Origin of the sequence: Sedimenticola selenatireducens, from assembly GCF_007625115.1 — a bacterium.
Taxonomy (GTDB): domain Bacteria; phylum Pseudomonadota; class Gammaproteobacteria; order Chromatiales; family Chromatiaceae; genus Sedimenticola; species Sedimenticola selenatireducens_A.
In genome coordinates this window covers 77,790-98,948 of the sequence record NZ_VMNH01000018.1, presented here as the reverse complement: position 1 = coordinate 98,948, position 21,159 = coordinate 77,790, and the positions used below count along the sequence as shown (strand labels likewise).

19 protein-coding genes are annotated in these 21,159 nt (G+C 52.6%); 7 read left to right on the top strand and 12 right to left on the bottom strand.

Annotated elements, in window-relative coordinates:
• From FHP88_RS19185 to FHP88_RS13790, 6 genes are all read left to right on the top strand, one after another.
• Nucleotides 1-306: hypothetical protein (locus FHP88_RS19185; RefSeq protein ID WP_335341532.1), on the top strand; the 306-nt coding region annotated here is incomplete at its 5' end.
• Nucleotides 307-398: 92 nt separating this feature from the next.
• Nucleotides 399-857, top strand: a complete 459-nt coding sequence (locus tag FHP88_RS13810; RefSeq protein WP_144359673.1) for a hotdog fold thioesterase — start codon at nucleotides 399-401, stop codon at nucleotides 855-857.
• Between the two features lie 3 nt (nucleotides 858-860).
• The gene (locus FHP88_RS13805) at nucleotides 861-2,162 is read left to right on the top strand and encodes a phenylacetate--CoA ligase family protein (protein ID WP_144359672.1); all 1,302 of its coding nucleotides are present in this window, start codon (nucleotides 861-863) and stop codon (nucleotides 2,160-2,162) included.
• A 165-nt stretch (nucleotides 2,163-2,327) separates the two neighbouring features.
• Complete coding sequence (locus FHP88_RS13800; RefSeq protein ID WP_335341531.1) at nucleotides 2,328-4,226, top strand: thiamine pyrophosphate-dependent enzyme; 1,899 nt, start codon at nucleotides 2,328-2,330, stop codon at nucleotides 4,224-4,226.
• Nucleotides 4,227-4,270: 44 nt separating this feature from the next.
• Complete coding sequence (locus FHP88_RS13795) at nucleotides 4,271-4,873, top strand: indolepyruvate oxidoreductase subunit beta (RefSeq protein ID WP_186297727.1); 603 nt, start codon at nucleotides 4,271-4,273, stop codon at nucleotides 4,871-4,873.
• A gap of 163 nt (nucleotides 4,874-5,036) precedes the next feature.
• Nucleotides 5,037-6,371 carry a class II 3-deoxy-7-phosphoheptulonate synthase gene (locus tag FHP88_RS13790; protein WP_144359671.1) on the top strand — a complete coding sequence of 445 codons (1,335 nt, stop codon included), beginning with the start codon at nucleotides 5,037-5,039 and terminating at the stop codon, nucleotides 6,369-6,371.
• A gap of 425 nt (nucleotides 6,372-6,796) precedes the next feature.
• Here FHP88_RS13790 and FHP88_RS13785 read toward each other — a convergent pair whose 3' ends face one another.
• From FHP88_RS13785 to FHP88_RS13745, 9 genes are all read right to left on the bottom strand, one after another.
• A complete protein-coding gene (locus tag FHP88_RS13785) occupies nucleotides 6,797-7,873 on the bottom strand; it encodes a 3-deoxy-7-phosphoheptulonate synthase (protein ID WP_144359670.1) in 1,077 nt (358 codons plus the stop codon).
• Nucleotides 7,874-8,051: 178 nt separating this feature from the next.
• Nucleotides 8,052-9,845: a S8 family serine peptidase gene (locus FHP88_RS13780; protein ID WP_186297726.1), complete on the bottom strand. Its 1,794-nt coding sequence runs from the start codon at nucleotides 9,843-9,845 to the stop codon at nucleotides 8,052-8,054.
• Entirely contained in the window at nucleotides 9,826-10,437 is a 612-nt protein-coding gene (locus FHP88_RS13775) for a zf-HC2 domain-containing protein (RefSeq protein WP_144359668.1), read from the bottom strand. The genes FHP88_RS13780 and FHP88_RS13775 overlap by 20 nt, the downstream gene beginning before the upstream one ends.
• A 74-nt stretch (nucleotides 10,438-10,511) precedes the next feature.
• Nucleotides 10,512-11,066: an RNA polymerase sigma factor gene (locus FHP88_RS13770; protein WP_144359667.1), complete on the bottom strand. Its 555-nt coding sequence runs from the start codon at nucleotides 11,064-11,066 to the stop codon at nucleotides 10,512-10,514.
• Between the two features lie 50 nt (nucleotides 11,067-11,116).
• The gene (locus FHP88_RS13765) at nucleotides 11,117-12,328 is read right to left on the bottom strand and encodes a hypothetical protein (RefSeq protein WP_144359666.1); all 1,212 of its coding nucleotides are present in this window, start codon (nucleotides 12,326-12,328) and stop codon (nucleotides 11,117-11,119) included.
• 11 nt (nucleotides 12,329-12,339) lie between these two features.
• Nucleotides 12,340-14,370 carry a hypothetical protein gene (locus tag FHP88_RS13760; RefSeq protein ID WP_144359665.1) on the bottom strand — a complete coding sequence of 677 codons (2,031 nt, stop codon included), beginning with the start codon at nucleotides 14,368-14,370 and terminating at the stop codon, nucleotides 12,340-12,342.
• Nucleotides 14,371-14,574: 204 nt separating this feature from the next.
• The gene (locus tag FHP88_RS13755; protein WP_144359664.1) at nucleotides 14,575-15,033 is read right to left on the bottom strand and encodes a YbaK/EbsC family protein; all 459 of its coding nucleotides are present in this window, start codon (nucleotides 15,031-15,033) and stop codon (nucleotides 14,575-14,577) included.
• The gene (locus FHP88_RS13750) at nucleotides 15,030-15,632 is read right to left on the bottom strand and encodes an ACP phosphodiesterase (protein ID WP_144359663.1); all 603 of its coding nucleotides are present in this window, start codon (nucleotides 15,630-15,632) and stop codon (nucleotides 15,030-15,032) included. The genes FHP88_RS13755 and FHP88_RS13750 overlap by 4 nt, the downstream gene beginning before the upstream one ends.
• Nucleotides 15,629-16,243 carry a TetR/AcrR family transcriptional regulator gene (locus tag FHP88_RS13745; RefSeq protein ID WP_144359662.1) on the bottom strand — a complete coding sequence of 205 codons (615 nt, stop codon included), beginning with the start codon at nucleotides 16,241-16,243 and terminating at the stop codon, nucleotides 15,629-15,631. Before FHP88_RS13745 ends, FHP88_RS13750 begins: the two co-directional genes overlap by 4 nt.
• A 105-nt stretch (nucleotides 16,244-16,348) precedes the next feature.
• Here FHP88_RS13745 and FHP88_RS13740 point away from each other — a divergent pair, with 105 nt between their 5' ends.
• Nucleotides 16,349-16,993, top strand: a complete 645-nt coding sequence (locus FHP88_RS13740) for a peroxiredoxin-like family protein (RefSeq protein ID WP_144359661.1) — start codon at nucleotides 16,349-16,351, stop codon at nucleotides 16,991-16,993.
• Between the two features lie 2 nt (nucleotides 16,994-16,995).
• Here the strand turns inward: FHP88_RS13740 and FHP88_RS13735 are convergent, their stop codons facing one another.
• Genes FHP88_RS13735 through FHP88_RS13725 form a run of 3 tightly spaced genes read right to left on the bottom strand, consistent with a single transcriptional unit; the run spans nucleotide 16,996 to nucleotide 21,151 of the window.
• On the bottom strand, nucleotides 16,996-18,648 hold the full coding sequence (locus tag FHP88_RS13735) for a diguanylate cyclase (RefSeq protein WP_186297725.1): 1,653 nt from the start codon (nucleotides 18,646-18,648) through the stop codon (nucleotides 16,996-16,998).
• A gap of 11 nt (nucleotides 18,649-18,659) precedes the next feature.
• Complete coding sequence (locus FHP88_RS13730) at nucleotides 18,660-19,022, bottom strand: response regulator (protein ID WP_144359659.1); 363 nt, start codon at nucleotides 19,020-19,022, stop codon at nucleotides 18,660-18,662.
• Entirely contained in the window at nucleotides 19,022-21,151 is a 2,130-nt protein-coding gene (locus FHP88_RS13725; RefSeq protein ID WP_144359658.1) for a CHASE domain-containing protein, read from the bottom strand. The genes FHP88_RS13730 and FHP88_RS13725 overlap by 1 nt, the downstream gene beginning before the upstream one ends.
• Nucleotides 21,152-21,159: the final 8 nt, after the last annotated feature.

Genomic DNA, 21,159 nt, shown 5'->3' with positions numbered 1-21,159 from the left:
CTGGTCGGCGTGGTCAGTGAGACCGACATCCTCGACTTCTTCCTCGATATCATGGGCTGTGGGTTGGAGAAGACCACCCGCATCGCGGTCAGCCTGCCCAACAAGGCCCGCGCCCTCGCCGGCTTGCTGCACAAGATCAACGATGCCGGCGGCTATATCGCCACCGTCGTCTCTCCCGTCTCCCATATGGATAGCCCACAACGCGTTGCCATTGTGCGCTATACCGCGGATAACCCCGTGGCTGTAGATGAGCAGTTGCGTCAGGACGGTTACCAGCTACTGTCGGAACGACTGGCAGAACAATAATGTACCCACACATACGGTTTCTCTGGAAACTGTATCCCATGCAACAGAAAGGACTTGGTCATCCCTGGTCCCGCGTTTAGAATAGGGTTTTTATGACGACAGAAACAGAACTACAAGCCGAAGCGATTGGCCGCTGGATGGAGCAAGAGGACAAATTTGCTCGCCTGCTGGACATCAAACTGGAATCGATCAAACCGGGCTACGCTCGTGCATCGCTGATCGTTCGTCCAGACATGTTGAATGCCGTGAAGGTTACCCAGGGCGGTGTCACCTTTACCCTGGCTGATTTTGCCTTTGCCGCTGCATCCAACTCTCATGGCACCACCTCTCTGGCCCTGTCAACAACACTCAGCTTCCCGGGCTCAAGCCGTGAAGGGGACCAGCTCATTGCGGAAGCCCGAGAAGAAAACTCAACAAGACGCACCGGCCTCTATACTATAGAGGTCAAAACAAGCGAAGGGCGTCTTGTGGGTCTGTTTACCGGCACCGTTTTCCGTCGCTCAGACAAGGTGACGGAGTGGATGAAAAACAAAGCTGATCCCGGGAGTTAAGTGATGATCCTACATTCCGATTTTGAGACCATGCCCAGAGAAGAGCTGGAGGCACTCCAGCTCAAACGCCTGAAAACCACGGTGGAGCGCTGTTACCACACGGTTAAATTCTATCGGAATGCCATGGATGAACTGGGGGTCAAACCCGAACACATCCAGCAACTCAGTGACGTCCGCCATCTCCCCTATACCAAAAAAGAGCACCTGCGGGAAAACTATCCCTTTGGCCTGTTCGCGGTCCCTACCGAGCAGGTGGTACGGGTGCACGCCTCCTCTGGCACAACAGGAAAGCCCACTGTGGTCGGTTATACCAAGCGAGATATTCGTACTTGGGCCCAATTGGTTGCCCGTTGTCTTGCTGCCTCTGGCCTGCATCCCGGTGATCGACTACACAACGCCTATGGCTATGGCCTGTTTACCGGCGGTCTGGGGCTGCACTACGGTGGTGAAGAACTCGGCGTGATGGTCACACCGATGTCTGGCGGACAGACTCAGAAGCAGCTCATGCTGTTAAAAGACTTTGCCCCTACCGCCATAAGCTGCACACCCTCCTACGCATTGAATTTGGCCGAAGCGGCCGATGAGATGGGTATCAATATTCGAAAGCTTTCCCTCAAGGTCGGCATCCATGGCGCGGAACCCTGGACCGAAGAGATGCGCTATGAGTTGGAGTCCCGTCTGGGAATCGATTGTGTCGATATCTATGGTCTTTCGGAGGTAATGGGGCCCGGTGTTGGCAATGAATGTATCGAGGCGAAAAACGGCCTGCACATCTGGGAAGATCATTTCTTGGTAGAGTGTGTCGACACCAATACAGGCAAACCGGTGCCCTACGGAGAAGAGGGAGAGATAGTATTCACCTCCCTGACTAAAGAGGCCTTCCCCATCATCCGCTACCGCACGCGTGATATCTCGGTACTGGATAAAGCGCCCTGCAAATGCGGCCGCACCCATGTGCGCATGCAGAGAATAACCGGCCGCAGTGATGACATGTTGATTATTCGCGGTGTCAACGTCTACCCAACCCAGGTCGAAGCCGTTCTGATGCAGAGCGAAACCCTTTCGCCCTTCTATCAGATCGAACTGTTCCGTGAAGGCAGCATGGACACCATGGTAGTCAATGTAGAGGGCAGCCCTCCCCTGATGGAACAGCCACAGGAGGCCAGGGATCGTACAGCGGCCAAGGTGGTGCGTGACATCAAGGACTTTATCGGGGTCTCCTGTAAGGTGGTCATTAAAGATGTAGGCGAAGTCCCACGCTCAGAGGGCAAGGCGGTGCGGGTTATCGACCACCGCAAGAAATAACCGAAAGGGGTCGGAGTCAATCCGCATGAGTTCATTAGCAACCATGGCTTTTCGTTGATGAATTGACTCTGACCCCTTAGAGAGTTTTTTGATTTATATAGGGTAGTTATATTTCCAGGGGCTGGTGACAGCCCCTGTTGTTTCAAGTAATCAGAGGTGATCATTGTGAGTGCAGTCCCCCCCTTGGCCGAAAACCATCGGCGTTTTATGTCGGGTAATGAAGCGGTAGCCCGTGGCGCCTGGGAGGCCGGCTGTAATGTAGCTGCCGCCTATCCGGGTACCCCATCCACTGAAATTCTGGAGTACGCCTCACAGCTCCCAGACATGTACTCCGAGTGGTCCATCAACGAGAAGGTCTCGCTGGAAGTAGCGATTGGCGCCTCACTGGCCGGCAGTCGGTCGCTTTGCGCCATGAAACACGTGGGCTTGAATGTCGCCTCAGACGCCCTGATGAGTCAGACCCTGGCAGGCGTTGGGGCCGGCCTGGTGATTGCCGTTGCCGATGACGTGGGCCTTTCATCTTCACAGAATGAGCAAGACTCACGCTTCTGGGGCCGCTTTGCCCATGTACCCGTACTTGAACCGGCAGATGCCCAAGAGGCCTTTGACTACACCAAACGGGCCTTTGAAATCTCAGAGCAGTTCAACACGCCGGTCATACTGCGCCTTACTACCCGGATCTGCCATGTAAAGGGCGTCGTAACCTTTGGTAACCGCACGTCCTTTTCCAAAGCAGAGGGTTTTGTAAAGGATCCCGGCCGCTACATTATGACACCCGGCATTGCCAAGAAACGTCTGCCAATGATGTTTGAACGTGAAGCCGAAATGCAGCGTTATAGTGAGGTGTGCGACCTGAATGTGATCGAGGAGGGCAGTGACAGCCGCATCGGCTTTATCACCTCTGGTCCAACCTACATGCATGTAAAAGAGGCCTATCCAAACGCCGCTGTTATCAAGCTTGGTTTGAGCTACCCAGTACCCTTTGCCAAGATTCGTGAACTGGCGACACAGGTCGATCAATTGGTAATCGCGGAAGAGGTTGAGCCCATCCTGGAGACCGAACTCAAGGCAGCTGGAATTGAGCTTTTGGGTAAAGAGATACTACCCCGTATTGGCGAGCTCTCGCCCAACGTGCTGCGGCCTGCCATCAGTAAGCTCCTCGGTGAAGAAGCGCCTGAGGTGGCCCCGACCAAGACACCTATCGAAATCAAACCACCTGTAGCGCGCATCGATCCGGCTACGGGTATTGACGTTTTCCCCAGGCCCCCCACCATGTGTGTTGCCTGTCCCCATCTGGGTATCTACTACTGTCTGTCGAAGATCCGTAACACCACCATCTCTGGTGATATCGGCTGCTACACCCTAGGAGCCGGTCACCCCTGGAATGCCCTGGACACCACCATCTGCATGGGTGCCTCCATGGGCATCGCCCACGGGTTGGATAAAGGACGCGTTGAAGCAGACAAGGACAAGAAGATCATCGCCGTGATCGGCGACTCGACCTTCATGCATATGGGCATGCAGGGACTGCTCGACATTACTTACAACAAGGGCAATGTCACGATCCTCCTGCTGGACAACCGCGCCGTGGGTATGACGGGAGGCCAGGACAATCCTGCCAGTGGTCGCGATATTCATGGCCAGGATGCAATGAAAATCGACTTCCGCAAACTGTGTGAAGCGCTGGGTGTTAAACCGGAGCGTATTCATGAGGTCAATCCTTATGAACTACCCTCTCTGTTCACTGCATTGCGGGACGAGGTGAAAATTCCCGAACCCTCTGTGATCATCACTAATCAACCCTGTGTATTGATTGATTTCTATGGGGCGCAACCGGCCTTTACCGTGGATGATGATAAGTGTACCGGCTGTGGAAACTGTCTGGACATTGGCTGCCCGGCCATCCTTGTCACACGCAGAGAGACGGTCATTAAACCCAATGGCTCAGAAAAAGAGCTGGCCTTCGTCAAGATCGAGAGCGGCGCCTGTACCGGCTGCGATCTATGTCCCAAGACCTGCGGGCCAGACGCCATCCTGCCCCTGGCCGATTACATACGGCAGTAAATCAGGTTTAACTGAACCCAACGATCCATAGCTGAGAACTTATTGTGAACGAAAATAAGATTACCAACATCCTGGTCGCCGGTATCGGTGGCCAAGGCGTCATGACCGCTGCGGAGGTCCTTTCACAGACCGCACTCTCCCAGGGTTTCGATGTAAAAAAGACCGAGGTAGCCGGTATGGCGCAACGCGGTGGCGTCGTCACCTCCCATGTCCGCTTTGGCGCCCAAGTGCTGTCTCCTGCCATCCCCCCGGGTGAGGCCGACATACTGGTGGGTTTCGAACCTGCAGAGGCCCTTCGCTGGATCAGTCACCTGAGACCAACGGGTGTAGCTATGATCAACACCACCCGCCAGGAGCCACCCGTGGTCAGCCTCGGGCTCTATGATTACCCCGAAGACCCGATCGGCGAAATTGCCGCGACCGGAATTGAGTATCATGCCTTCGATGCCGGCGCTATAGCCCGCGAGCTGGGTAACTTCAAACTGGTTAATACCGTCATGTTGGGGGCCATTTCCGAGTTGTTGCCCTTTCCGGCTGAAGTGTTGAAAAACGAGATACTGGATCGTTTTCGGGGACGCAAACCCGAACTTGTAGAGATCAACGACAAGGCGTTTGAGTTAGGGCGCAAGGCATCTGCCGAGCATTAATTACTCAGCTAATGGATTAATTGTATAACCGTCCGGCGGGTATACCCATGCCGGACGGCTCCTCGACCTCCCCAAGAGCCAACATATCCGTTATCCTGATGCCTCTATCTAAGGAATATACCTACAAACCTCAACCCTATTTACCTGAATACCGAGTCACTTCATGAACCCATGGCACCCCAAATCCTGGCAGCAAAAGCCTGCACTTCAACAGGCAAACTACCCTTCACAGGCCGCTCTCGACGCCACCCTGGAACAACTCTCACTGCTGCCCCCGCTGGTCACCTCATGGGAGATTGAGTCACTGAAAAGCCAACTCGCCGCCGCCTCCAGAGGTGAAGCCTTTTTGCTGCAAGGCGGAGATTGTGCGGAAAACTTCAGTGACTGTAATGCGCAGATTGTTACCAATAAACTGAAAATCCTGCTGCAGATGAGCCTGTTGCTGATTCACGGCCTGAACAAACCGGTGATCCGGGTCGGGCGAATTGCGGGGCAGTATGCCAAACCGCGCTCGGCTGATATGGAGACCGTGGATGGGGTCACTCTACCCAGCTATCGGGGTGATCTGATCAATGGTCCTGAGTTTACCGAGGAGGCACGGGTGCCCGACCCTGTGCGTCTTCTGCGCGGCTATGGCCGGGCAGCCATGACGCTCAATTTTATTCGTGCCCTCTCTGATTGTGGCTTTGCCGATCTACACCACCCGGAAAACTGGGATCTTGATTTCGTCAGTCACTCACCCCTGGCCGATCTCTATCATCGGGTGGTGAATGATCTCTCGAACTCCCTAAAATTCATGGAAACCCTGGGTAGCGCGAAAAATAATGACTTGAGCCGAGTGCAGTTTTTCACCAGCCATGAGGGGTTGCACCTTCATTATGAACAATCGCTCACCCGCCAGGTCCCCAATCGATCAGGCTATTACAACCTGACCACCCATCTACCCTGGATTGGTTTCCGGACTGCGGCAACCACCGACGCCCACATCGAGTACTTCAGCGGCATCCAGAACCCGGTTGGTGTAAAGGTAGGCCCCGGTATGTCGGAACAGTGGATTCAGGAGTTGGTTGAGCGACTGAACCCAGAGAATCAAGCCGGAAAACTACTCTTCATACATCGCTTTGGTGCAGGCAAGATCGCCAAGGAGTTGCCCGGTCTGATTCAGGCGGTTAAACGCACGGGCGGCAACGTCTGCTGGGTGAGTGATCCCATGCATGGCAATACCGAATCTACTAGCAGTGGCTACAAAACTCGGCGCTTTGACAATATCCTCTCGGAACTGGAGCAATCGATAGAAATCCACCAGAGTGAAGGCAGTATTCTGGGCGGCGTCCACTTTGAGCTGACCGGCGACGACGTGACGGAGTGTATCGGTGGTGCCCGCGGACTGGATGAAGAGGGTCTGAAACGCGCCTACAAGACTCAGGTCGATCCGCGCCTGAACTATGAGCAGGCACTGGAGATGGCCCTGGCGATCACCCAGAAGATGGGCAAATAGTATTACGAGCGTCCTGGACTGAAAAAGTTTTTTTGGGGTTGCGAATTCGCAATGCGTAATGACTCAGAGCAGTGGTTTAATGCATCCCATGGTCGGGGGTGGTGACCAAATGCAGTATCGAAGTAGCGCCATCCACCACTGACCAACTCCTCCTTTTGGATTATGGCCGCAACCTCCTTGCGGCCTTTTTTTTCGCCCGGTATTTTTTCAGATTGTGCCGAGTGGTCTTTCGAATATCTCGGCACAATAGGTTTCGGAGTCCACTGGTGGTGACTCCGACATCTTAAAAGCCTGGTAGGGTGGGTACACTTTTTGTGCCCACGCGGAGGGACAGCGTGGGCACAAAAGACGTGCCCACCCTACGCGTCTTGCAGGTGTCGGAGTCGCCCGCTGGCGACTCCGACACCTGCACACAGAAACACGGACTATTTCTGAATACGCGCAGGCAGTGCTTCTTTGAGTTTCGCCGTCATACTCAACAGCAACTTCTCCGTGGCCTCCCAATCGATACAGGCATCCGTGACTGACACACCGTATTTCAACTGACTGAGATCTTCCGGGATAGATTGATTACCAAACTCAATATTGCTCTCCAACATCAGACCCGTGATTGATTTATTCCCTTCCAACACTTGATTAATCACGTTCTCAGCCACCAGCGGTTGCAACTCGGGCTTCTTGCTGGAGTTGCCGTGACTGCAGTCAATCATGATATTTTCTGGCAGCTTGGCCTTGCGTAACGCCTCTTCGCAGAGCGCCACATTCACCGAATCATAATTCGGACCACCATTACCACCGCGTAGGATGACATGACCGCAGACATTGCCTTTAGTCTGAATCACCGTTACTTGGCCTTTCTGGTTGATACCCAAAAAGCTGTGTGGATTGGCTACTGACTCTAGGGCGTTGATCGCCACAGCCAGTCCGCCATCCGTACCGTTTTTGAAGCCAACAGGCATGGAAAGGCCCGAGGCCATTTCACGATGGGTCTGAGATTCAGTAGTCCGCGCACCAATGGCCGCCCAGGCAAACAGGTCACCCAGATACTGAGGGCTGACCGGATCAAGCGCCTCCGTTGCTACAGGCAAACCGAGCTCTGCCAGCCAGACCAGCAGTTCACGTGCCTTATGCAGGCCCTCTTCAATATGGAAACTGTCATCCATGCGTGGATCATTGATCAAACCCTTCCACCCTACGGTGGTTCTGGGTTTCTCAAAATAGATCCGCATGACGATATAGAGGGTGTCGCCCAGCTCGTCATGGAGTTTCTTCAGACGGTGGGCATAATCTTTGGCGGCCTCAACATCATGAATGGAACAGGGGCCGGTAACGACCAGCAGACGATGATCTTCCCGGTTAAATATCCGTTTGATGGTCTGTCTTGCCTCGATCACATGCCGCTCGCCTTCCGGAGAGAGGGGTAAATGACGCTTTAGATCAACGGGAGATATCAGTACCCGCTCTGCGGCAAGATTGGTATTTGTCAGGCTGTCTTGGAACATTATGTGGCTCTAATGGTACAAAAAGGGTCCTGAAGAATAGGAGATTCGCGGAATTTTTACCACCTCCTGAACCAACATTTTGCTGCAGAGGCAGCAAATGGACAGAATTCCTGAAATATAATCGCCTCTTTCGATCCAAAAACACTAAAGAGTGCACTATAGATCCGCTAAATCAACTCTATTGAGAAGGACACGCACTGGACGCCTGAACCAAGCCCCAGCCAAACACGGAATCTTTACCGGCCACACCAAGATCAATCACCTGTTGTGTCAGATAAGCCAATCCGTGATCAGGCTCTTTTGAAGTTTGTTGAGTATTTGCAATCAACGCGGTAACAAAGGGGGTCGCAAAAGAGGTACCGGACCGGTAAACAACGCTACCATCCAGGCGAGCGAGGCGCACATCCACCCCCGGCGCAGAATAATCAATATAGTCCCCCTGATTGGCCTGCGAATAAATGCGTCGCGCCTGATCGATCGCCGTGACGGCAATGACACCCTGCTGCGCAGCAGGGTATACAGGAGGCGCAGAAGCCCCCCGATTACCCGCCGCTGCAACCACGGATATCCCTGTCGACATCACCCGCTCTAACACCTTTTCCAGCAGCAAATTGCGTGGTCCGCCTAGGCTCATATTGATTACATTGACCTGCTGCTGAACCAACCAGTCCAAGGCCCGAATGACCCACTCGGTAGTGGTCTGGATACGACCGTCTCCCTCTTGTCGAAATACCTCCGCCACATAAAGGGTCGCCTCGGGTAACAATCCGGGGAAATGACTACCTGGTGCACCCGTAAGCTGTATGGCGATGGACGTTCCATGCTCTGCGGAAGCACTGAGGATACCCGACGTAATAAAACTGCGCTTGATAATTGATTGTCCTTGCAAAGCATCATGGTTTGGTTCGACTGCAGCATCGATCATCCCAATGCGAATACCTTTGCCACAACCTGACGCCGCACGCCAAGCAATCTGCTGCTGTGCTGCCAGATTAGTCGTTCCCCGATCTGCCATGAGTTCATAACGATGATTCGCCTCACTCCAGATATCGGGGAGTGCCTCCCGTATCTGCTGTAATCGCCTGCTTATACGATCGTCACGCGATAGCCGAAAGGTGCTGATCACCAAACCCACTCCTGCCAATTGCTGCCGGCGTATCGGGCGTATCCCGTAATTTGCCACCTGTTGGGCAAGTATTCGCGCTTCATCCATATTCGCGCTAAGCATCAGAATTTCTCCCGGCTCGACGCCGCTCTCCTCAATCTCCGCAACCAACTCTGGTGCTTCAGGGGGCGGCGGTAAACCGCCACTCATAAGTGATCCACCGGATGACGTGAAACGCTGCGCACTACCTGGGGAGGGTAAAACTGTCGGCGGCACCACATCATCGGATGCTGCAGGAGGGATGTCATTGCCTTGTGATGTAGCGGCGAATCCAGAGCGGCTACCACTACTCTGCATTGGCTGTCTGGAGAGAGCAGTGGAACTGCTTGAGTGGGTTGGTATAGGCAGTTTACACATTATCAGTGACTGACTGATATTGCTGAGCCAGCGACTATGATCCGGCCTCTCCACGCCAAAATAATAGGTCTTGCCGGATTGCAGTCCTGACAGTGGCAAGACAATCTCTATCCGCGTCGTACTCCAGCTTTTTATAGTCGCATCCAAGTGCTGACCATTGCCACCAAGCGCCAAACCGGCGCTACCTTGGGGAGGAAAATTACGCCCCATAATCTGCACTGGATCACCAGGATTAACACAGCCCGAAGGTATCGCACCGGTTATAACCGGGACAGCAATCTCCATCACTTGCGGCTGAACTTGATACTGTGGCTGTAACTGAGCCGATGATTGGTTTTGGAGTGTACTACTTACTACAGACCCAATCTCTGCCGCGTAGCCAGTCTGATACCCCCACAGCAGTGCAAGCAAAATGAACGGAGAGTTGTGATTATTGCTCTTCTGCCACATGCTCAATGATACCTTTGGCAAATTGCAGTTTTTGCATGACGCGTTTTCTATTGGCGATTGAATCATCCAGCAAACCTATTCGATAAAGTCCGGCCGCACTAGGACCATTCACAACCACGGCATCTATCTCCTGTAGCAGTTTGCTGATCTGTAGCGCGGTTGTGTCAGGCTGAAACCTTATCTGCATGAAACCTCTTGCAGCAACCGTCCCCGACAGTGGCTGCAGGCTTTCCATCTGAGATGGTGACCAGTGTGAATTCAGCAACACAGCCTGAATCACGATCACCGCTATAGCCGCTGCCATGGCCGGTCGTAACCAGTCGGATCGGCACATTAGGACTTTTTTCTTTTCTGCATCTCGGTGCAAATCCCGCTGTAACCGTTTCCAGCCAAACTCTCCCGGCGTTAAACTACCATCCTGCTCAGATGCCTGACTTTGTATCAGGCGCTGCAGTTCCAATTCAGCCTTTGCGGCTTCCCCCCCTTGTGCCAAATAGTGTTCCACTCGCACACGCTCTTCCGGCGACAAGGTACCATTCAGGTACCAAGGGATTAGCTCAGCGGGGTTTTGCTTGTCAGCCGTGTTGGGCATTGATTCAACCTGTAGTTAAAGTTCGACTGTTTTCTGTATGAGTCGAACACTTTCACATGAAGGTTTAAAAAATATTAACCGGGGTCTAGCAAAAAATGTTTTCTAAGACAAGACTGGATCTGTTTACGTGCATGGAACATACGGGTCTTTACCGTACCCTCGGGACAATCGAGTATCTGTGCGATATCAGGATACGAGAGTGATTCAAAGAAGGCGAGATGAATCACCTGACGATGCCCATCCTTCAGACGCTCCATACAAAATGCCAGCTGTTCCAACTCCTGTGCCGCAGATAACGCCCGAACCACACCGACGTCATTCTTATCAGCCATTTGCGGATCAAGCTCCTGAACTTCGACCTTTCCACGCTGGCGTAGACGATCAATCACTTTGTGATGGGCGATACCTAGTATCCAGGTTGAAATTTTTGAGCGACCCTGGAATGTGTTGGCAGAACGCCACACCTGCAACATGACGTCATTCAGTATATCTGCCGCATCAAAACTATTGCCAAGTCGCTTCATGGCAAACCGATATACAGAGGGCTCATAGCGCTGATAGAGGCTATGCATGGCCTGCTCATCGCCATCCGACACCCTCTTCAGCAGGTCATGATCCTCTGTCAGCAAGGGTGTTGTCTCATGACATCAGAAAAGGAGGTATTGCGATAAAAGACCCATCATGGCAAGCGAATTTCTCGCACGGGGCTCTGGGAAACGACCCTGCCATCACGACCTATCGCCAACACACGCCACCAATAGTTTTGCGCTGAAATCAAGTGCTCCTGACTGATTGCAGATAACGCCAGCTGGGTCTGAGAAGCGGGCACCAAGGCCCCGGAAACCGGCCCGCCCGTCAAGGTATTGGGGTGTCTATCTGATTCAAATTCACCTGCTTTTGCAACGCCTTCGGGGAAACTATCCGTTGCTGGTTGACTGTATATCTCAAACTGATAGGCCTGGGCATCGGCCACAGGCTGCCAGGAGAAACGCGTGTCAGCATGCAGGTAGGCACCATGCAGCGGCATCGTCAGTACCAGCGTGATGGGTGGTAGCGGCTCAATCGCTGCAGCCTCCTGGGCCACATAATATTCGATAGCGTAATCACTGAATCCGGTGACTGGCTCCTCGATCCGAAAGCGAACCATATAGCGTCCCGGCTGCCCGGTCTCCAGTGGCGGACTTTGGAGTGATGCCTGACCACTGGCGCCGAAAAATTGCCGGACATTACTCAGCCTGCGATAAACCAGCTCACCATAGGTGGTAGCGGGTGTTGCCAGCTCCCAAACGCCTTTGAGCATGCCTGAGCCACTGTAATTGAGCCGCGTAACAGCATACATCGGTTCATTTCTCAATAGCCGCCTGACAGCAGAGCCGTCATCAAACTCCGTCTCCTGTCGGTTCACAGCAAAACCAGCGGCCCCGCCACCCGTGATGGTCAAGGTAATAAAGGTATCCTCAACATCTGACGGTATCTCAATATCATTGTGCCCACGCACATAAACAAAGCTGCTCAAGCCGAGTTTTTGTGCCTTGTAGATAACAGAAGCAGGCACTGAAACCACTTCAGTGAGATTGGTAAAATTATTGCCTGACCCGGTGTTTCCAACATTCTTAGACAGGCTTTTTGCCACTGTCCCCAGCAGAACGTCTCCGCCAAAACTGCTCCAGAATGCACCTTGCGGAGAGACAACTCTGTTACCAGCGGAGACACTGTTGGTCTCGATCCGCCAAGTAACGACTACCGGACTAGTTCGTCCCAGTGTCACCCGACTGGGCGAAACCGTCGCTGTCGCTCCGACTGCTGCAGCCTGAGCAGTACCGGTAAAGAATAGCCATACGATTGCCCCAAGCAGCAACTGGACGTATGTGTGTTGTAGAGTGGATCGCATACCTGACTCCATCAATAAGATCCCGACCAACCGATCAGGGTTCTCAGAAACAGCTGATAGCCCTCGTTATCATTCCCGCTCACGATCGAGTCGTTGTAGTCCCTATAATCACCGCTCAGGGTGAATGAGATACCCGGCCGAGACGGGTTTTGCCTGACGGCAATCCAGGTCAGATTGGCCGAGAACTGATCGGTAGTGTTATCTGATGTGTCGTTGGTAACCCAGGAACGGTTCATGCTGTAGTCAAAACGGCCGGTAAGGCGATCAGGGATAAAGCGCGCATCCAGGCTGACACCCCATAGCAGCGCCTTATCGGTGTAACCCAGATCGAGATAGCGGGTCTCATCCCAGGAAAAATGGGGAGACAAGGTATAATTGGGTGTGAGGTTGAACATAAAATCGAGTCCAGTTGCGCGACTCCTGGACTCATTCGTGGTGGCAGTACCTGCCTGAACAGAGTCATCATAAAGACGTGTCCAGGTATAGTTAATGCTCCAACTCCACTCTTCGTGACTGAAATTGGCGGTTGCACCTAGAATTCGGGTCTGGGTATCTACAAAAGTATTGGGATCGAGCGAGGCACGGGACACTGTTTCAGCAGTTTGCAGATTGCCATACAGTGAATAGCTGGGATGGCCCAGCCAACCGGTTACCCACTCACCTGCCGCGTTATACTCCGGGGTTGGGGTGTAGGATGTGCTAACTCCCGCAAGCCGGGAACGCAGACGCGGCAGTGTTACCAGATCTGCCACATTATCCGTCTCTTGAGCCAACTGAGCCTGTACACCCAGGCCGCCCCAGCTGATATCACTGAATAGCCGCCCCATCTTTCGATCAGCGGTCGCCCCCGGATTGGCGACACTCTTGAAGTAGGTGCCGATCTGTTTATATTCCGCACCCATATTCCAATCCAGATAATTATCTCCAATCTGTTTTTGCAGCCAGGGTTTATAAGTCATCAGCAGGCTATAGCCACTGTCCTTTTCGGAGCCATAGCCACCGGAGCCATCAAAATCATAGGCTGTGCTGGCATACTCGCCACGCAGTCTGATCCGTCTATCCAGCCATGAGCCATCGGCCCCGATACTCCAGGCATCACCACCACTGGAAAAAGGATCACCTGCAACACCCAACCCCGTGTCGGGTGCTTCGCCAGCAAGATAGATGGCCGAGAGCGCCATACCGGCATCCGCCCGATTTATTGGGTAAGCCGTCACCACCCCACCCTGTACCTGATCAGTGCTGTCGCCTACCCCCATACCTTGCTCAAACCCGGAAATCTGACTGCCCCGCATACTAAAGCCAGTCACACTGGTAGCGTACAGAGAGGAGGCGTATGTCGCCGAAACACCTCGGCGATTAAACCCGGACATCACCAGACTGTCGGGTGCAATCGGGTGATGGCCAACTTTGGCACTCAGTGATTTACGTTGCCAATCTAACAGGAACTCACCCACCTCGACTTCACGCCCATCGGTATTGGAGTTATAGAACAGGGGTAAATTGAGTCCCGATTGCCAATCTCCATCAGCAAGTCGACCCTGAATTGCGGCACTGCCGGTTCCCTGGGTCCGACGCGAAGGCAGTGCGGTCATATTCTTTTCACCGATTCGCTTGGAGAGTTCGATTGAGGTGGCGATATTCAGGTCCGCTTCTCTGAAGCTTTCAGATTTCCGAACTTCCAGCGTCCAGAATCCCCGTTCCAGAATCGAACCATCCGTTGCATTCTCCACCAGGCGCAGACGGTGCTGCCCATAACTCAGCGGCTGCACTGGAACAAAGAGGGCAAAATCCCCATCACGTCCGACCAAAGCGGTTACGTCAATATCATCCAACTCAAGACTCAGGCTTTGCAGCACTTCCAGCGGCACTTCCGGTGGGATATAGAGGCGTATCTCCTCAGAAGGAAGGCGATAACTGCGTTCCTTGGTGGTTATCAGCTCAGGAGACCATGAGGCATTAGCGGATGTATAAAAGAGAATAGATAAAATAGCCAAAGGGAGACGAAATGGCTTTCGCGCTACCAGGCGTCCTGATTTCATAGGCTTTGTTCTCCCCGGCTCAAGCACCCTGACCATCCATTTGAGTAAACTCCTGGCGATATCTACAGATATTATTATTCAGCCAACACCCGATTGCCGCAGATGAAAGGCATCCTATTCCTGCTTGATCAATTTATTAGCCTAATGCTATCACGGTTATATCGATACGCCGCAACTCCTGGTTCACAAAAAGATAGCAGCGCGTCAGCGCTCCATGACATCAACCGGTCGAGCACCGGTAATCTGCTTCAGCAACTCAAATGTCACAGGCACACCGGATGCATCTGTACCGGCCGCCGGATAGATAGTGGCATAATCGGCCAAACCGATATCGATTAATATCTCCGCCTCCGACACGCCAAACGGACAGACACCGCCGGGCCTATAGCCGGTCATCATCTCTGTCTCCTCTTCTCGCGCCATCCGCACCTTGGTGCCTGTTACCTTTTTCATTTTCTTGCTACAAACACGCAAGTCACCGGGACAAACCGCCAGGTAGAAGAGACCATTTTTTCCCTTGAACAGCATCGATTTGGCAATCTGCCCAACAGCCACACCGATACGTGCCGCGGCTAATTCAGAAGTAGGTGTACTACCCGGCTCGAACTCCAACGCATCCAGTCCGTAGCTATCAAGTATCTCAGCCACTCTTAGCGGAATCATGTTTGGCTCAGTACCCTCTGCTGCTGTTGCGAAAAAGTGACCAGTTCTGGAAAGAACCGTTTGAAATCATCAGACAACTGCGGATAGAGCCGACGTACCTCAACAATGGCATCACCCAGGGGATTGGTTCTTTGTAGTCTTGCTGACATGCGTTGGTATACCTGCCCAAGTAGATCAAGGTCATGATACGAACCCAGCCAATCCTCATCCACAATGCGTGGAATAAGTGTTTTTAACCTGGGTGGCAAACAAACCTGTTCCTGAATCAACAACCGGTAAAATTCTTGGATTAACCCGGCCCGGTCGAGTTCACTGTACACTGTCCAGTAACAGCTCAAAAAATGATCATAAAGTATATCAAGGATTATCCCAGAATAGCGGCGGTACTCCTTTGAAAAGCGTACCTTACTCTGGATAACCCAACGATGTTCGTCGGTAAACCGATCAATCTGCCGATGCAGAGCAATGCCCTGAATAACACCCTCGGAGTAGTGTTCGGCCAAGGTCTCCAAGCGCCCACGGGTAAAGTCCGCAATCAGACCTCCGAGCTGCTGTTGTGGGTCATTGGGTGCAAGGAACAGATGGGCGAGGTAATTCACCGTGACAGATGGCTATCCGGTTCTGAGGTTAAAACGGAGAGTAGCTGTCGGACTACACTCTCGAATTCGAGGCGTGTAGGACGGGTCTGACTGTAAACACGTAAACCCCGCACACCGACCAACAGAAAGCGGGCGAGCTCAGCCGCATCCTTCTCTTTTGTGAGTTCGCCACAGGACTGGGCATTTAATAATGCCTGATAAAACTGCTGCTCATGGCTTTTAAACATCTGATCCAGCCGTTGCCTGATTTCCTCATCCTCGCCCTCATCCGCCAGCTCGGTTGCGGTATTAATCATCAGACATCCCTTGATACGGGTTTCATCCAGCATCTGATCGACTAATCGGTAAAAAAATCGTTTGATACCGTCAAGAGGTCCTTTGTCTGAATTTAACTGCTGACCCAGCTGTTGGCTGCTCTGTTCAAAATAGAGCTGCAATGCCTCAAGAAAGAGTTGGCGTTTGCTTTTGAAGGCACCATAAAGACTACCCGGATGGAGCGACATGTCCGTTCCAAGCCGCTGGATTGAGGTACTGGCATAGCCGTAGCGCCAGAAAACTCGAATCGACTTTTCCAACACCGCTTCACGATTAAATTCAACAGGTCTCGCCATAGCTTTACTTTAACAAGTTATTGAGTAATCATTCAACAAGCAGTTATTGAATGATTACTCAATAATATGGCACATGCGCCGCCACCCTATAGCGAGGAATGAAACATGGGACTTCAGCAGCAACTCGATGAGCAAAAAAAGACCACCAGCAACAAGGCCAGTCCAGAGACCATCCAGACCATGGGCCAGGCGACAGCAGACCTTAAGGCGTCCGGTATTGAGAACCGGGCATTAGGCCGGGGAGATCAGGTACCTGACTTCTGCTTACCGAACGCACAAGGGAATGAGGTCAGTCTAGCAAACGCGCTCAGCCATGGCCCCGTTGTTCTGAGTATTTACCGTGGAGGTTGGTGCCCCTATTGCAACCTGGAAATTCGCGCCTTAAAAGCCGTGCTCCCAGAGATTGAGGCGCTTGGTGCCAGCCTGATTGCCATTGCTCCAGAAATGCCTGAAAAGACCTATGAAATGGGAGAACGGCATACACCCGGATTTGAAATTCTGAGTGATGTGGGAAATCGCGTCTCGCGTCAGTTTGGGCTTGTATTCTCCCTGCCTGAAACAATCCGCACTATCTATGCAGGATTTGGTATTGATCTACCGGCCTGTAATGGTGACGCTAGTTTTGAGCTTCCCCTACCCGCTACCTACGTTGTTAGAACTGACGGACAGATTGCCTACGGCTTTGTCAACGCGGATTACACCAAAAGAATGGAGCCTGCTGAAATTATCCAGGCGCTAAAGTCACTCTGACTTTATGGCTGGGGTGCCGCCGTAATGGTACGGTTGCGCCCCTGCTCTTTGGCTTTATAGAGGGCGATATCGGCCGCATCCAACAGACCCGATGCTGAGCCAGACCGTGGAAAACCGGCAATACCAGCACTCAGTGTGACCGAAAAGAGCGCTCCATTAGCCGTAAAGCTTGTCTTTGCAAAGGCCGTCCTTACCGCTTCAATAACCAGCTCTGCATGCTCGAGTGTAGTATCGGGCAAGACCACGAGGAACTCCTCGCCCCCATAGCGTCCGACCACATCACTCTCGCGCAGACGTTCGCGCAGCAAGCGTGAAAAACCGATCAACACCCTGTCACCGGTACTGTGGCCATAGTTATCATTGATTCGCTTGAAGTGGTCGAGATCGATCATGGCAACACTTAAGTGACTGTTCTGACGCTGAGCCAATGCGAAACTGTTATTCAGTCGCTCCATGATGACGGCATGATTGAACAGTCCAGTAAGGCTATCTCTTACCATCAGCCAGCGTAGGGTTCGCGCACGCCAGGCCCTGATCATAACTGAAGAGACCAGCTCCTTGGGTCGTATCGGTTTGGTGAGAAAATCATCGGCACCGGTTTGCAGTGCTTCCAGTTGGCGTATGCGCTCACGTTCAACTGACAGAAATATTATCGGCACACCGACATAGTTGTCCATTTGCCGAACGATCTTTGCCAACTCAATGCCACTGCACTGCGGCATGTAGACATCAAACAGCAGCAGCTCCGGATTAAATTCTGCCAGCTGCTCCAGCACTTCTGTAGGATCATGAATAACCCGGGTGGTAATGCCCGCCTGTTCCAGTACGATCGAGGCATACTCAGCCTGACTCTGATCATCATCAACAATCAATACCCGAAACGGCGATGCCTCCTCACGGGGCCTGAGAGAATCGACCAGATTAAGTACTGCAGACGCATCAATCGGCTTAACGAAAAACCCCTCCATGCCGGCACGGACAGCCGACAACCTGGAATCAAAATCATCTGACTCAGACAACATGATCATGGGCGGCCTGATCACGGTTTCGGGCAGGTCAAAAGTTAACAACTCTTCATCAGCTGGCGAATTCACTAATACTGCGGCAGGTGGTGTTTCCAGAATGGCATTGCCAAGTGACTTTACTGACTCAAACAGGCCTACCCGCGCGCCAAGATTCTGTAGATTCTCCACCAATCCTGAAACATCCTCAGTACATTCACTTAACAGGTAGACCAGCTTGGTCAGGGAGTGCAGAGTAGCGGGCAACTCCGGAAACAGCGGCTTGGCTGGAGGGATATTCGCTTCCGTATCGAGTGTTGGATGGATACAGAGCTCTGTTAGAAGTTTTACGCGCGCATCCAGCGAGGCTTGCTCCGCATCTGACAAACCAACCTTGCGCTCCTTCAGCGTGATCCTGAGCGGCTCAGTTACCTCGCGAGCGACATCGGTAATCTGGCTAAAGCCAAAAGTGCCTCCGGCACCAGCCAGGTTATGAGTGAGACGATACAGTCCCTCCAGAAGATCCAGATCATCAGGCTGTTTTCTGACGGCTGACCACTGACGTTCAATCTCCCTGCCACGCTCGGGCAGTTGCGTCTTAAAGGCACGGGATACTGCCTCAAGCTGCTCCAGGATGGAGGCTTGATCAGCCATCATCGGATCCGTTACAGTTTCCCATCAAGCTTCTCCTGCACTTCCTGCTCAAAGTTTTCTGACACCGGTTTGTTAATATAACTGTCGCAGCCAGATTTGATCGCCGCCTCACTCTCCTGGCTCATCACCGAGGCAGTAACCGCCACAATCAATCCGCTGTAACCCGCATCACGTAAAGCACTGGTCGCTTGATGTCCATCCATCACTGGCATGTGCATATCCATCAAAACTATATCGTATTCAGAGGCCAACGCCTTCTCCATCCCGATCTTGCCATTTTCTGCCAGATCAACATCGTGACCTTTCATCCCCAGACGCAAACTCAGCATGCGACTGATCATCGGGTCATCCTCTACCAACAATATTTTTGCCACTATCCGGCTCCTCCGCTAACAGGAATAGTAAAAATAAACTGACTGCCTTTGCCGAGTTGGCTTGTCACGCTGATCTCGCCACCATGCAGCTGAACCAGTTGCCTGGTAATGGCCAGTCCAAGCCCAGATCCACCCAGGCTTCGCGTACTGGAACTGTCAATCTGGCTGAATTTGTCAAAGATAACCGGCAGATCCTCTGCTGCAATCCCGCTACCTGTATCAGCGACGGTCATCTGGACAAACCCTGCTATCAATTCCGCCTCTACCTGGATAGTACCGTGCTGGGTAAACTTGATTGCATTGCCAATAAGATTGATCAGAATCTGCTGCAGCCGCAGAGGATCGGCATACATCAACTCATCAACCGTCCGATTGACCAGCTCCAGCCCTTTCTTTTCAGCCGCTGGCGCTAATTTGCTCATCACTGAGTCTGTCACCTCTCTGGCTGAGATCATCTCTCGATGCAACCGCATGCTACCCGCCTCGATCTTGGAGAGATCTAACAGGTCGTTGATCAGGGCCAACAGATGCTGGCCTGATGCATCCATATCCGCCGCAATGGCCGCTACCGTCTCGGAGGGAGGCAAGGCCTCGGCCTTTTTCAATAACGGCAGGTAGCCCAGAATCACCGTGAGTGGCGTACGCAGTTCATGGCTCATCATATTCAGGAACTCGGATTTCTGCCGGTTAGATCGTTCTGCAAGGTTCTTGGCATGTATCAAGGCGTGTTCTGCCTCTTTTTGTAGCGTGATATCCAATACCGTGCCCACATAGATCGGATCACTCTCGACCCGGGCCTCACCGACTGATAACAGCATAGGAAACACTGCACCATCTTTGCGCAGGCCACTCACCTCGCGGGGTATTCCTATAATCTTGGCATCTCCCGTCTGTTGGTAGTTCTGTAGATAGCGGTCATGTTCGGACTGGTAGGGCTCTGGCATAAGCATCTTCACATTGTTTCCAACCACCTCATCACTAGCGTAGCCAAATATCTTCTCCGCAGCCGGGTTAAAACGCCGAACCGAGCCGTGCTTATCAATGGTAATGACCGCTGTGACTGCTGAATCCACAATCGTATTGGTGGTTCGCTCACTCAATGCCAGTTCCTGAGTGCGCTGCTCCACCAGATACCTCACCTTGGCCTCGCGATAACGCAGGACGCGCACATATTGTGTGAGCAGAAGACTCAGCAACAGTCCCGCCACAAGAATGACCCAGGGTCCAGCCATCCCGCCTTCAGCGATGAATTGGTCTGTTGGGGTGAGTTCAATGCGCCAGGTTCGCCCCGCAACTGCAAGCGATGCAGTATACGTTCGCGTCGCTGACTCCTGGCTTTCATCAGCATTGGAATAGAGTAATGCAGGGCTACCCGAGACGGTGCTGCTATCCCAGATCTTCATGTGGAATTCAGCGGGATCGATATAGGACAACTCAAATACCTTGCTGACTATGCGTGCGATGCGATAAACGCCCAGATTAAAACCAAGCAGTTGCCTTGCCTCATCCTGACTAAACAGGGGTACGGCAATCATGATTCCCAAGTCGCCCTGAAGCAGTTGAATGCCTGTCGTGGCCCGCACCTCACCACGCGCTGCCGCCTCTTGCATAACAGCCTTACGGGATGAATTTGATGCGAGGTCAAATCCAATGACAATCTCATTTCCGCTAAGTGGCTCCACATAGTAGACCGGGTAATATTCAGCCCGTTTATCCGCAGCCACCATGGTCCCGGCACGGGAACCCTGAGTAATGACGTAGTTTTCTAAACCTTCATTTCGCGCTTGTTGCTCATGCCCCATCCTCTCATCATCACTGACCCTGGGTACCCACTCCAAGGCCTGGATCGTGTCGAATCGGGCAAGCTTTGACTTGGTGTAGATTTCGAACTCCCCCCGATCAACATGCTGGGAGGACTGAAACAGGGAATTCAGGCTGAGCAGTACTTCAATATTAATTGCCAGCTCTTTATTCAGGGTGGCAACAATACCATCCACACGATGCTGAAAAATAAGCTGCTGTGAGCGATTCTCCCACGAGATCGAAAACCTGAATGCAATTACTGTGAGGGTTACCCCGCTTAACAGAATGAGCCAAAGCACCCAGTTCTGTTGGCGTCGTATTGACATGTAGTGAC